General features: G+C 33.5%; 12 protein-coding genes. 6 read left to right on the top strand and 6 right to left on the bottom strand.

The features are described from left to right. Position 1: 1 nt before the first annotated feature. From cls to ACFPH8_RS10105, 3 genes are read right to left on the bottom strand one after another with little or no spacing between them, the layout of a single operon-like run. The gene (gene cls / locus ACFPH8_RS10115) at positions 2–1456 is read right to left on the bottom strand and encodes a cardiolipin synthase (protein WP_376860627.1); all 1455 of its coding nucleotides are present in this window, start codon (positions 1454–1456) and stop codon (positions 2–4) included. Next, positions 1456–2385, bottom strand: a complete 930-nt coding sequence (locus ACFPH8_RS10110) for a lytic transglycosylase domain-containing protein (RefSeq protein ID WP_376860625.1) — start codon at positions 2383–2385, stop codon at positions 1456–1458. Before ACFPH8_RS10110 ends, cls begins: the two co-directional genes overlap by 1 nt. 34 nt (positions 2386–2419) lie before the next feature. Beyond that, on the bottom strand, positions 2420–3100 hold the full coding sequence (locus ACFPH8_RS10105) for a YqiA/YcfP family alpha/beta fold hydrolase (protein ID WP_248400437.1): 681 nt from the start codon (positions 3098–3100) through the stop codon (positions 2420–2422). 117 nt (positions 3101–3217) lie between these two features. Between ACFPH8_RS10105 and ACFPH8_RS10100 the strand changes: the two genes are divergently transcribed. Beyond that, positions 3218–3514 (top strand): N-acetyltransferase, encoded by a 297-nt coding sequence (locus tag ACFPH8_RS10100; protein ID WP_248400439.1) that lies wholly within the window; start codon positions 3218–3220, stop codon positions 3512–3514. Between the two features lie 121 nt (positions 3515–3635). Here ACFPH8_RS10100 and ACFPH8_RS10095 read toward each other — a convergent pair whose 3' ends face one another. Then, positions 3636–4478 carry a T9SS type A sorting domain-containing protein gene (locus ACFPH8_RS10095; protein WP_376860622.1) on the bottom strand — a complete coding sequence of 281 codons (843 nt, stop codon included), beginning with the start codon at positions 4476–4478 and terminating at the stop codon, positions 3636–3638. Positions 4479–4533: 55 nt separating this feature from the next. Between ACFPH8_RS10095 and ACFPH8_RS10090 the strand changes: the two genes are divergently transcribed. Further along, positions 4534–6117 carry an ABC transporter substrate-binding protein gene (locus ACFPH8_RS10090; RefSeq protein WP_376860620.1) on the top strand — a complete coding sequence of 528 codons (1584 nt, stop codon included), beginning with the start codon at positions 4534–4536 and terminating at the stop codon, positions 6115–6117. 30 nt (positions 6118–6147) lie between these two features. Here the strand turns inward: ACFPH8_RS10090 and ACFPH8_RS10085 are convergent, their stop codons facing one another. Next, positions 6148–7323 (bottom strand): GlmU family protein, encoded by a 1176-nt coding sequence (locus ACFPH8_RS10085; RefSeq protein WP_376860618.1) that lies wholly within the window; start codon positions 7321–7323, stop codon positions 6148–6150. A 77-nt stretch (positions 7324–7400) separates the two neighbouring features. After that, positions 7401–7652: a type B 50S ribosomal protein L31 gene (locus ACFPH8_RS10080; RefSeq protein WP_248400456.1), complete on the bottom strand. Its 252-nt coding sequence runs from the start codon at positions 7650–7652 to the stop codon at positions 7401–7403. A 285-nt stretch (positions 7653–7937) separates the two neighbouring features. On the opposite strand from ACFPH8_RS10080, the gene ACFPH8_RS10075 reads away from it, so the two are divergent. Genes ACFPH8_RS10075 through ACFPH8_RS10060 form a run of 4 tightly spaced genes read left to right on the top strand, consistent with a single transcriptional unit; the run spans position 7938 to position 13074 of the window. Beyond that, entirely contained in the window at positions 7938–8468 is a 531-nt protein-coding gene (locus ACFPH8_RS10075) for a DUF4199 domain-containing protein (RefSeq protein WP_376860615.1), read from the top strand. Positions 8469–8511: 43 nt separating this feature from the next. Next, positions 8512–9453 carry a glycosyltransferase family 2 protein gene (locus ACFPH8_RS10070; RefSeq protein ID WP_376860613.1) on the top strand — a complete coding sequence of 314 codons (942 nt, stop codon included), beginning with the start codon at positions 8512–8514 and terminating at the stop codon, positions 9451–9453. 60 nt (positions 9454–9513) lie between these two features. Beyond that, entirely contained in the window at positions 9514–11244 is a 1731-nt protein-coding gene (locus ACFPH8_RS10065; RefSeq protein ID WP_376860611.1) for a phospho-sugar mutase, read from the top strand. After that, on the top strand, positions 11245–13074 hold the full coding sequence (locus tag ACFPH8_RS10060; RefSeq protein ID WP_376860609.1) for an ABC transporter ATP-binding protein: 1830 nt from the start codon (positions 11245–11247) through the stop codon (positions 13072–13074). Positions 13075–13102 lie beyond the last annotated feature (28 nt).

Genomic DNA, 13102 nt, shown 5'->3' with positions numbered 1-13102 from the left:
TTTATAGTAACGGAGACCATAGTCGGCAATAGGATTCTTTTAGTTTACAAAACTTGGAACGCTGTTGCCATTTTTCTAAAATAAGTTCTTCACTATCTTCAAGGTCTTCTAAAAAAATAGTTTTAAGTTCAACACTTGTTTCTTCATTATAGATAAGGGCGTTAATTTCAAAATTAATATTAAAACTCCTGTAATCTAAATTTGCCGTTCCAATCGTAGAAAACAAATCATCTACTACCATTGTTTTTGCATGAATAAAACCTTTAGTGTAGCGGTACACTTTTACTTTTGCTTCTAACAAGCGCTCAATATGTGAGTTGGTGGCATGTTTAGCTGTCCAAGAATCGGACGTTTTTGGAATAAGTAATCGCACATCTAAACCAATCTTTGCTGCCACCTGCAAAGCAGTAACAATTTCATCATTGGGAATAAAATAAGGTGTGGTGATATATACATAATCTTCAGCCGTATTAATGGCTACAAACATAGCTTCCATAATATTTGCCCAATCTGTATCGGGTCCACTTGCTGCAATTTGAACGGCCTTGGTGGATTCAATTTGAACATGAGGGAATAACTCTGAAGAAATTTTACAACTAGAATTAGATACAAAGTCCCAGGTCATTAAAAAATGTACTTGAAGTGGTTTTAAGGCTTCGCCTACTATTCGTAAATGGGTATCGCGCCAATAGGAATCGCCATCTTTATAATTCACATAGCTATCCGATATATTTACACCGCCCACATAGCCAATTTTTCCATCAATAATAGCAATTTTCCGATGGTTTCTATAGTTCATTTTACCCGTGAAATTGGGAAACAAAACAGGCATAAACGCATAAAATTCTATACCACTTTGGCGCATTTTTCTTTTAGTTCGCCATGACATTTTACTTCCCACATCATCAAAAGTTAAGCGGACTTTAATACCTTCCTTCGCTTTATCACAAAGAATATCAATAAGTTTTGTTCCAATATTATCGTCTTTTAAAATGTAGTATTCTAAATGAATATGATGTTTGGCACTTTTTAGATCTTCAAATAATAACTCAAATTTCTTTTTCGCATTTTTAATTATTTGAAGGTCATTATGTAATGTTACAGGCGTGTTTTTATTGTTGTTAAGGAGGTAAACGAGTTTAATTTTTTCGTCTAAATAATCATCTAAATTATGAAGTTGGCTTTCACTTAACTCAAAATCTCTCCCCAGATTCTGTATAATTTGTTCGTTGAGGACATTTTTTCGATTGAAAATTTTATTCTTTCGGTATTCTTGCCCAAAAAAGTAATAAACTATCAGTCCTAAAAATGGAAAAACCACCAAAACCATTATAAAGGAAAGGGTTTTGGTGGGGTTTATGTTTTTAAATAAAATAGTAATGGCAGCCGAAATTGCCAAAACATAGTTCAGAATAATTGCAAGGATCCAAATATTATCTTTTAAGAAATCTAACATTAAGGTTTTGTGGAGTAGTAACCGTCTTGCGGAATTTCAATAAAATAGTTTTTTCTAGACTTATTGTTTAAAAAAGGTTCACGCAACCAAGGGTTGTGAATTTTTAAAATTTTATAATTAATGTTATATGTTTCTGCAAAAGCAGTAAAATCTGTAACCGCTGTATCTACCGCAACTTTATAGGTTGGAATGTTTTTATATAAGTCTTTATCTCTAAAATTAAAACCATATTTATCAGCGTTGGATAAAATTTCTTTTAAGGCCACAATTCTAAACATATAGCGTCCTGTTTCTTCACCTAAAAGCAAATCGTAATACCCAGTAACATTCTGTTCACTTAAACGTCTAGATATTCCAGACATTCCGGCATTATACGCGGCAGCTGCCAATGTCCATGACCCTAATTTCTCTTTGGATTTTTTCAAATAATCGCACGCGACTTCGGTAGACATTTCTAAATTATAACGTTCATCCACATTATCATTTACTTCCAATCCATATTCACGTGCAGTTGCTGGCATTATTTGCCAAACACCTCTGGCTCCTGCTGGCGATACAGCATTGGTTAACCCACTTTCTATTACTGCCAAATATTTAAAATCGTCTGGAACACCATGTTTTGCTAAAATAGGTTCAATAATTGGAAAGTACTTTTTAGCACGTTTAAACATGAGTAGTCCGTTGGACTGCCAATAGGTATTTACCAATAATTCGCGGTCCATGCGTTCATAAATATCCGGATCTTTTAATGGTAAAGGTTCACCTGCAAAATCCAAATTATCAGGAATTTGAAGTGCATAAACATTATAATCGTTTATAAGTTGCTTTTCAAAATTTTCATCCGTTTTTGCGTTCTGTTGTGCAAAAATAAATAGGAAAGTTAAACTTAACAATCCTACCATCATTAACATTCTTTTCATCAATTTCATCTCTGTAAGTTTTTGTTTAAAGTTATAAAAAAAATCAACATGATTCACTAGAACCCTCTAAAATAAGTTCTGGTAAATGTTCATTAAACCAACGGTATTTATTGAGGATCATGATATGTGTTCCTTTATCAATTGTAATGCAATTTTTAATATGCCTGTATGGGAAAACATTATCCAATGATCCGTGTATATGGATAATATTTTCTGGAGCTTTATTTTGATTCCAACAAATCATTTCTTTAACTGCCCAATTAATATATCGTGGGTCTGTTACAGACAGATACTTTTTATAAAGCGCCACGCGTTTTTTAACGGTTTCTCCAAAAGCGTATTTTGCCAACACATCCATATTACCCATTAAAGAAGCCGGAAACAATTTAAAGGCTTTAGTAGCGCGCATAATTTTCATCCGTTTGGGCATTTCCTTTTTGCTTTTTATACTAGAAATAATAATTAATCGTTTAATTTTTAAATGCTTACTCATTTCCTGAACCAAAACACCACCAAATGAAACACCAATTAAGGCCACATTTTTTTCTGTTATTTGATTTACCATACGTAAAGCATAATTGGTAAGTGTTTCATTTTCTTCAGGAATTTGCCATTCCAACAAGTGAATTTTAAAATCTGATTCGGGTAATTTTATATATTCAAAAATGGTTGAGCTAGCAGCTAATCCGGGCATAAAATATACATGTATTATATCTTGATTCATAAGGTATTAAAAGCCTTTATTATTAATAATGACAATATTTTTTCGTAAATTTGTGTTACAAAACTATATAAAAATAGTTTTCACTCCCTATAATTCCATTGAATAAAAAAGAATATTATGATAGAAGAACATGAACTCATTGACAATGACTTTTTGCGTCAGTTTGAATTAAAAATAGACGATCAACTTGCAAAAATTGAATATTCACTTCAGGAACGTAAAATATTTTTAACAAAGCTTATTATTCCGGAAGACGTATTTTCGGAAGCATTTCAAAACGAATTTATAATTATCGTTTTTAAAAACATTCAAGAGCGTAATTTAAGTGTTGTTCCTACAAGCCCTGAAATAGCCAGGTTTATTAGAAAAAACAGACAATACAAAAGTATGCTTCCCGTTGGTGTTCGCATCTAATTGGGAACATACCTATTTATTTTTCCTGCCAACGCCACTTTTTTTTATAATTGATAGAAAAACAACAAAAAAGGCGTGCTTTAATTAAAGCACGCCTTTTTAAGTTTTATTAGTTACGATATTAACTCTTTATAATTCGTTTAGTAACTGAACCAGTATCCGTAGCTACTTTTAATATATATACACCAGCGTGTAATTTACCAATATTTAGTCTTTCAATATTATTAGATTTTAAAACTAATTTTCCAGCAATGTCATATAATTCCGTTGAGAAATTAGAAACTGACTGTGGGAAATTAATATGAATATAATTTTGTGCTGGATTCGGTGACACCGAAATATTATTTAATGAAAATTCATCAATGCTCAATGCATTACCAACAATATTCATGACGTATTGATTGTCAGGATACCCAATAGCTGTGGCTGTTGTTGGTACTGTTATACCGCACTCAACTGCCTTTAAATAACTAGGCGCATTTTCGCCAGCAGCATTAAATCCAGGGTAATACGTTTCATTAATATTTGTACCGCTATCACCTGCATTAACTTCTAAAGCTACAATAGATCCAGCTGGAATTGTTGCAGATAACGCAACTGAAACTACAGACAAATCATCCGAAGCAGCTGCTACATGCGTCGTAGATGCTAACAAAGTAAGTGATGCAGTTCCTAAATTTTCAGCAGAAGCAGTGTATAAATTTAAAGTTAAAACTTTCCCATCGTTAGCACTACCTTGGCCAAATTCTACAGAGGTTACTTCAAAATCATCTGTCACCCCTAAAGCTGTCATATTATATGATCTGTAAAAGGAATTTTCGCTGTAAGTTCCATCTTGACCTCCACAAGCTACACCGCCATCGGTTACAGAAGTTGGATCAACAGATTGTGTAATCACTGTTTGCGCTTGAAAAGTCCAAACAAATGTTACGGCTAATAAAAATAGAATGTAATTTTTTTTCATAATTTTAAAGTTTTAGATTTATAACCACTAAATATAGACAATCTAATTGATAATCATGAAATATTACACTGTTATTTTTTTGCTCTTTTTAGGATGTTCGTCTGATAAACAGGAGCTAACAAATATATTTAGGTATAATGAGCATAAAAACATCAGTTCTTTAGATCCTGCCTTTTCTAAAGATTTGGCAGATATTTGGGCAACTAATCAGCTTTTTAATGGTTTGGTGGAAATGGATGACAGCTTAAACGTTAAACCAAGTATTGCTAAAAACTGGGTAGTTTCAGATAGTGCTAAAACCTATACATTTACCTTACGTCATGACGTGTATTTTCATAATCATGGATTATTTGGTGAGGATTCTACCAGAACGGTAAAGGCTTCCGATTTTGAATACAGCTTTAACCGAATAAAAGACAAACAAATTGCATCGCCTGGTAGCTGGGTGTTAAATAAAGTAGAGGACTTTTATGCGGTTAATGATTCTATTTTCGAAATAAAACTGACACAGCCCTTTCCTGCTTTTTTAGGTTTACTAACCATGAAGTATTGTTCCGTAGTTCCGAAGGAAATTGTAGAACATTATGGCACTGATTTTAGAGCACATCCAATTGGTACTGGTCCCTTTAAATTTAAACGATGGGAAGAAAACTTAAAGCTCGTTTTCAGAAAGCATACTAATTATTTCGAATCTGATAAACAAGGTAAAAAGCTTCCGTATTTAGAAGCTATTGCCATAACATTTCTTCCGGATAAGCAAAGTGAATTTTTACAATTTGCACAAGGAAACATAGACTATGTATCTGGTTTGGATGCATCATATAAGGATGAAATTCTAACAACCAATGGAACACTTCGTGACAATTATTCCAATGATGTAAACATGATACGTGGTCCTTATTTAAATACGGAATATTTGGCGTTTTATATGGATTCTGACGTTGCGGAAATACAATCAGAATATATTAGAAAAGCAGTAAATTATGGTTTTGACAGAGAGAAAATGATGATTTACCTGCGGAATGGCGTTGGTATTCCAGCTCATGGCGGATTCATTCCAAAAGGCTTACCTGGTCATAGTCAAAAATCCGGATTTAATTATCAGCCTGAAAAAGCAAAAGAATTGGTTGAACAATTTAAAACAGAAACTGGAAATAGAAACCCTGAAATCACGATTACAACCACCAGTAATTATTTAAGTTTTTGCGAGTATATCCAGAGAGAACTCCAAAAAACTGGTCTATTAGTTTCTATTAATGTAATTCCTGCTTCTAGTTTAAAAGACTCTAAAGCAAATGGTAAATTAGATATGTTTCGCGCTAGCTGGGTAGCAGATTATCCAGATGCTGAAAATTATTTATCACTCTACTACAGCAAAAATTTTGCACCTAATGGTCCTAATTACACACATTATAAAAATGACCAGTTTGATGCTTGGTATGAACAGGCTTTTACAGAAACTAACACTTTAGAAAGAGAACGGCTTTACACCAAAATGGATAGTTTAGTTATGGCCTCTGCACCTGTTGTACCTATGTTTTATGATGAAGTTGTCCGATTTACAAGGAAAAACATTTCGGGTTTGGGTATCAACCCCATTAACTTATTGGAGTTAAAACACGTGAAAAAGACTGATTGAATTTAATGAAAGAGGTGAAATTTTTAGATGCTATTCTCTTCTAAATCGTTTGGTTTCTTCAAATACATGCTCCAAAATAGCGGCATCTTGTTCCGTAAATTCTATATCGCGTCGTGACATAACAACTTCGGCAACTTCAAAAGCTTTTTTGGTTAAATAAGTTGTAAACCCACTGCTTCCTCCCCAAGAAAAACTTGGCACGAAATTTCGTGGAAATCCACTCCCAAAAACATTAGCACTAACACCTACAACCGTTCCCGTATTAAACATGGTGTTAATACCACATTTACTGTGGTCACCCATCATGAGTCCACAGAATTGTAAACCTGTTTTTGCAAATCCTTCTTTTTGGTAATCCCACAGGCGCACTTCCGCATAATTGTTTTTTAAATTCGAGTTATTAGTATCGGCACCTAAATTGCACCATTCGCCAATAACAGAATTTCCTAAAAATCCATCATGCCCTTTATTAGAATAGGCGAAAATTACAGAATTAGTAACCTCTCCTCCTACCTTACTATGAGGTCCAACCGTTGTTGGGCCGTAAATTTTAGAAGCCATTTTCACGGTTGCATGATCACATAAAGCAAAAGGTCCGCGAATAACGCTTCCCTCCATAACTTCGGCATCCTTACCTATATATATTGGCCCATTTGTAGCATTCAAGGTTACAAAATCCAGTTTGGCACCTTCTTCAATAAAAATAGATTCCGGATGAATGGTATTTACCGTTGCGGGAATGGGTTGCGATTTTCTATTCGTTGTTAGTAGTTCAAAATCATCTTGAATCGCTTCGCCATTTTTAGAAAAAATATCCCATGTATTTTCAACTTTTAAAAGCGAATCAGTATACTCAATGGCCTCATAAGAATCAAAATTAACCTCCTCTTGAGATTCTTTCGTGTAAAAAGCAATTACATCCTCATCCTTAAAAATAGCTTGGTTTTCACTTAAATCTGTAATCATGGCTACCAATTCATCATTAGGTAAATAGGATGCATTAATCATGACATTCTGCTCCATTTCAACCATTGGGTATTTGTCCGATAAATACTCTTCAGTGACTGTCGTGGTTGTAGAGCCTAAATAAATTTCCCATTTCTCACGAATAGTTAATATACCAATACGAATATCGGCAACCGGACGCGTGTACGTAAATGGCAATAAATTATTGCGCGAAGGACCATCAAAAAGAATGTAGTTCATATTATATGCTTTTTGGTAAAAATAAAAAAAGCCTTTCAATAGTTGAAAGGCTTTTAGAAATATATTTTGGACTAAATTTATTTTTTAAATTTAGCGTATTTAGTTTTAAACTTGTCAATACGACCAGCCGTATCAATTAATTTAGATTTACCTGTGTAAAAAGGGTGTGATGTTCTAGAAATCTCCATTTTAATTAATGGATATTCAACACCTTCCACTTCTAAAGTTTCGTTCGTGTTTGCTGTAGATTTTGTTAAAAAAACGTCGTCGTTAGACATGTCTTTAAACGCTACTACTCTATAATTTTCTGGATGTATTTCTTTTTTCATCGCTAAATGCTTTAATATCTTAACTTTTTTCGAAGTGCAAATTTAGGCAATTTTAATAACTATGCAATACTTTTTTAATTTATTTATATGAAATATGTCATATTACTAAATTATTCAGTCTTACCTCTATTTTCTTATTGCTTTTTTACACTTTTCTCTTCAATATGCAAAAGTAAACAACTTCCCATAATTACACAATAGAGCTTATTTAAAATACAGTTTATTGTAACGTTTTGCTATATTTGTTTACTAACTTTTTATAATCAACTAAAAGAAATTAACAAAATGGAAACATCTACTAAATCAATTGCCATTAATTTCGGTCTGTACCTTGGCGGAATTTTATCATTATTAACTGTTATGGCTTATGCCATAAGCCTAGATTTATTTACGAAATGGTGGTTTGGAATTGCCATGATGATTTTGGTTATTGTTTTAGGTGTTATGTCTTCAACAAAATCAAGAGGTGCACTAAAAGGCTTTATTAGCTTTAAAGGTGCTTTTACATCTTTTTTTATCACAGTCCTTATAGGCTTAGTGATTAGCACTGTTGTTAGTTATGTAATTTTCAATATTGTGGATCCAGAAGCGTCAGGAATATTACAAGAAAAAATACTTGCCTCACAGGTTGAAATGATGCGTGGCTTTGGTGCGCCAGAAGAATCTATTGCCCAAATAGTTGAAGAAATGGAAAAGCAAGAAGACATGTACTCCTTGGGTAATATTTTACAAGCTTTAGCATTTCAATTAGTCGGATTTAGCGTCGTTGGCCTTATTGTAGCTTTGGTTGTTAAAAAAGAAGATATACAAGCTTAAATAATTTCGTTACTTTTGGTGTTTCACATATGAAATCACGTACATGAATATATCAGTAGTCATACCACTACTTAACGAACAAGAGTCTTTAATAGAACTACATGATTGGATTGCAAAAGTTATGCAATCCAATCATTTTTCTTATGAAATCCTTTTTATTGATGATGGTAGCACAGATGATTCTTGGAAAATCATTCAACAGCTTTCCGAAAAAAATAACGCAGTAAAAGGCATTCAGTTTTTAAGGAATTTTGGAAAATCCCAAGCTTTACACGCTGGTTTTGAAAAAGCACAAGGCGATGTTGTAATTACCATGGATGCCGATCTTCAGGACAATCCAGAAGAAATTCCTGATTTATACAATATGATTCTATCGGAAGGTTTTGACATGGTTTCCGGTTGGAAGAAAAAACGCTACGACGCCGTTCTTTCTAAAAATATGCCGTCTAAATTGTTCAATTGGGCAGCTCGAAAAACGTCGGGTGTTAAACTCAATGATTTTAATTGCGGACTAAAAGCATACCGACAAAATGTGGTAAAAAACATTGATGTAAATGGTGAAATGCATCGTTATATTCCGGTATTAGCAAAAAATGCAGGCTTTACTAAAATTGGTGAAAAAGTGGTGCAGCATCAAGCTAGAAAGTATGGCGAAACAAAATTTGGAATGGATCGTTTTATTCACGGTTTTCTAGATTTAATTACCATATGGTTTATTTCCAGATTTGGAAGAAGACCCATGCATTTATTTGGTGCACTTGGCGTCATGATGTTTGCTATTGGATTTGCATTTTCCTTTTATTTAGGAATTGATAAACTATTTTTAAATCCTGATGGTCGTCTTATTACAGACAGACCACAGTTTTTTATTGCTTTGGTAACCATGATAATTGGTACGCAATTTTTTGTTGCTGGCTTTCTAGGCGAAATTATATTGCGAACCAAAGAAAACAGAAAGCGGTATTTAATAAAAGATGCTATTTAACAGTTATCTAGCACACATTTTTATGAATTTCGTACTATTGTACGCTACTTTATTTTAACTATGATACATATTAAACCTGAATTATTAGCGCGTATAAACACATGGTTAACGCCTACTTTTGATACAGAGACTCAAGTATATATAAAAAACTTAATCGCCACCAATCCCGCGGAATTGCAGGAGGCTTTCCATAAAGATTTAGAGTTTGGAACTGGTGGTATGCGCGGTATTATGGGAATCGGGACCAACCGAATTAACAAATATACATTAGGAAAAAACACACAAGGCTTAAGCAACTATTTAAAACAAAGCTTTCCTGGCGAAATTATAAAAGTTGCCATTGCTTTCGATTGCCGACATAACAGCCAATCTTTAGCCAAATTGGTTGCTGATGTATTTTCAGCCAATAATATTGAAGTCTTTTTATTCGAAGATTTACGTCCAACACCTGAATTATCCTTCACACTAAAATATTTAAAATGCCACTGTGGCATAGTTTTAACGGCATCTCATAATCCGCCAGAATACAACGGTTTTAAAGTGTATTGGCAAGATGGTGGCCAATTAGTACCACCGCAAGATGCTGAAATTATTGCCGAAATTAATCGATTAGAATATGCTGAAATTAATTTTGAAGCGCAAGAACCGTTAATTAATTATATTGGTGAAGCTCTAGATAATGTATTCATTAATGCTTCCGTTAAAAATGGAAGTTTTAATACACATCAAAAAGCAAAAGATAATCTGAATATTGTTTTCACTTCCTTACATGGCACATCTATTACTATTATTCCGGAAACCTTAAAACGAGCGGGTTATAATCAAGTTCATATTGTTGAAGAGCAAGCCAAACCAGACGGTGATTTTCCTACAGTAAAATCGCCAAATCCTGAAGAACCAGCAGCCTTAAAAATGGCTTTGGAATTAGCTGAAAAAGTACAAGCTGATATTGTTATCGGTACCGATCCCGATAGTGATCGGGTTGGTGTAGCTGTTAGAGATTTAGATAATGAAATGATTATCCTTAATGGAAATCAAGCCATGATAATCATGACGGAATTTTTGTTAAAGCAATGGAAAAAAGCGGACAAAATTAAAGGTAAGGAGTTTATTGGCTCTACCATTGTATCCACACCTATGATGCAACAGTTAGCAGATGCATATCAGGTGGAATGTAAAATTGGCTTAACCGGATTTAAATGGATAGCTAAAATGATAAAAGACTTTCCAGAACTTAATTTTATTGGTGGTGGTGAAGAAAGTTTCGGGTTTATGGTTGGCGATTTTGTTCGCGATAAAGATGCTGTTACCGCAACTCTTTTGGCTTGCGAAATTGCAGCCCAAGCAAAAGCACAAGGCAGCTCCATTTATGAAGCATTAATCAACTTATATATAGAACATGGCTTTTATAAAGAACGTTTAGTTTCTATCACTAAAAAAGGTATTGAAGGTGCTCAAGAAATCAAACAGATGATGTATGATGCACGGGAAAACCCTTTAGAAAAGGTGAATGGATCTAAAGTTATGAAAATTGAAGATTATCAATTATCACAATCCAGGCAATTAAGCAATGGCTATATTGAACAAATTCATGTGCCAAAATCCAATGTGCTTATTTATTATTTGGAAGATGGTAGTCAAATAGCTTTAAGACCAAGTGGCACTGAACCCAAAATTAAGTTTTACATTAGCGTTAATACCACTCTGGACAATGTGTCAGCGTTTCAAGCAACGGAACAGAAATTGGAAAACAAAATTGATGCAATTTTGAAGGAGATGAATCTAAACTAGATGAAAAAAATAATAATCCAGCTATTACCATTTATTAAGACTTATAAAAAGCACGTTGTTTTAAATGTGATTTTTAATATCTTAAATGCCCTATTTACAACTCTTTCTTTTGTAGCATTAATCCCTATGCTTAATGTGTTATTCGATAAAACGAATAGAGTAACAGAAGCACCAATTTGGAATGGTATTGGCGACTTAAAAAATTACGCCAATGATTTGTTAAACTTCAAAATAAGCGGTTATCTGGATGATAATAATGCCCAAATGGCTTTGGTTATCGTTATTGCCATTGTTATTTGCACTTTTGCACTAAAAAACCTTTTTGGTTATCTAGCAAGTCAACATGTTATGTTTCTTAAAAATGGTGTGTTAACAGATTTGCGTAACGATATGTATGACAATATTATTAATTTACCATTAAAATTCTACTCCAAAAGACAAAAAGGAGATGTCATGGCGCGTATTTTAGGTGACATTGGCGAAATGCAAAATTCCTTATTTATTGTTTTAGAATTAATAGTAAGGGAGCCTTTAAACATAATTTTTGCTTTAGGAACCATGTTTTATATAAACTGGCGCTTATCACTCTTTGTTTTAGTGTTTATTCCAACTGCTGGATTTATAATTTCTAGAATTGGAAAAAGACTTAAAAGCGAGTCTTTAACAGCCCAACAAGAATCTGGTAGATTAATTTCTATAGTTGAAGAAACTTTAACCGGTTTAAAAATTGTAAAAAGCTATAATGCAGAACCGCTTTTTAAAGAAAACTTCAGAAACTCGGCAAGTAAACTTTTAAAATTATCCAATAGTATAGGTCTTAAAAATAACCTTGCTGGTCCTATCAGCGAAATTTTAGGAATCATTACCATAGCCGTATTACTATGGTACGGTGGAAAATTAGTACTTATTGATGAAGTCATTGAAGGTACAACATTTATAGGTTTCATGTTACTTGCTTACGGTATTTTAACGCCAGCAAAAGCTATTAGTAAGGCCAGTTATAAAGTTAAAAATGGAATGGCAGCTGCCGATCGTGTTTTCGAAATTCTACATGAAGAAGACAACATGGAAGATAATCCTGATGCCATAGATTTCAAGGATTTTAAAGATAAAGTTTCTATCAATAATATTTCGTTTAAATACGATAATGATCTTGTTCTAAAAAACTTTAGCGTGCAAGTAGCAAAGGGTAAAACTTTGGCGCTTGTTGGGCAATCTGGTAGTGGTAAAAGTACTATTGCGAATTTGGTTACCCGATTTTATGATGTAAATGAAGGCAATATTACTATAGATGGTATCGATATAAAAAACATGACTAAAAAGTCCTTAAGAGACCAAATGGGATTAGTAACCCAAGATTCCATTTTATTTAACGATTCTATAAAAAACAACCTATTAATTGGTAAACCAGGTGCTACAGATACGGAAGTTATTGATGCTTTAAAAATAGCCAATGCTTGGGAGTTTGTTCAAGAGCTACCCAATGGAATTAATACCAATGTTGGCGATGCTGGAAATAATTTTTCTGGTGGACAAAAGCAGCGTTTAAGTATAGCTAGAGCTGTTCTTAAAAATCCACCGATAATGATTCTGGATGAAGCCACTTCAGCTTTAGATACCGAAAGCGAACGATTGGTGCAAGTGGCGCTTGAGAACATGATGAAAAACCGAACATCTATTGTTATTGCACACCGTTTATCCACTATTCAGAATGCCGATTTAATTGTTGTTATGCAACATGGTCAGATTGTGGAACAAGGAACACATTCCGAATTAATAGACAAAAATGGCATGTACCGCAGGTTGGTAGAAATGCAAAGTTTTGAGTAGATTCTAGTCTTCTTACGCTATATTTTCT

Source organism: Bizionia hallyeonensis (genome assembly GCF_042657385.1).
Lineage (GTDB): Bacteria > Bacteroidota > Bacteroidia > Flavobacteriales > Flavobacteriaceae > Algorimicrobium > Algorimicrobium hallyeonense.
The sequence above is the reverse complement of the archived record's forward strand: the minus strand, read 5'-3'. Positions and strand labels throughout refer to the sequence as shown.

Coding starts and splice junctions, on each gene's coding strand:
- ACFPH8_RS10065 (WP_376860611.1), top strand. CDS start 9,514: ATGATACATATTAAACCTGAATTATTAGCGCGTATAAACACATGGTTA.
- ACFPH8_RS10110 (WP_376860625.1), bottom strand. CDS start 2,385: ATGAAATTGATGAAAAGAATGTTAATGATGGTAGGATTGTTAAGTTTA.
- ACFPH8_RS10090 (WP_376860620.1), top strand. CDS start 4,534: ATGAAATATTACACTGTTATTTTTTTGCTCTTTTTAGGATGTTCGTCT.
- ACFPH8_RS10075 (WP_376860615.1), top strand. CDS start 7,938: ATGGAAACATCTACTAAATCAATTGCCATTAATTTCGGTCTGTACCTT.
- ACFPH8_RS10085 (WP_376860618.1), bottom strand. CDS start 7,323: ATGAACTACATTCTTTTTGATGGTCCTTCGCGCAATAATTTATTGCCA.
- ACFPH8_RS10095 (WP_376860622.1), bottom strand. CDS start 4,478: ATGAAAAAAAATTACATTCTATTTTTATTAGCCGTAACATTTGTTTGG.
- ACFPH8_RS10105 (WP_248400437.1), bottom strand. CDS start 3,100: ATGAATCAAGATATAATACATGTATATTTTATGCCCGGATTAGCTGCT.
- cls (WP_376860627.1), bottom strand. CDS start 1,456: ATGTTAGATTTCTTAAAAGATAATATTTGGATCCTTGCAATTATTCTG.
- ACFPH8_RS10080 (WP_248400456.1), bottom strand. CDS start 7,652: ATGAAAAAAGAAATACATCCAGAAAATTATAGAGTAGTAGCGTTTAAA.
- ACFPH8_RS10100 (WP_248400439.1), top strand. CDS start 3,218: ATGATAGAAGAACATGAACTCATTGACAATGACTTTTTGCGTCAGTTT.
- ACFPH8_RS10060 (WP_376860609.1), top strand. CDS start 11,245: ATGAAAAAAATAATAATCCAGCTATTACCATTTATTAAGACTTATAAA.
- ACFPH8_RS10070 (WP_376860613.1), top strand. CDS start 8,512: ATGAATATATCAGTAGTCATACCACTACTTAACGAACAAGAGTCTTTA.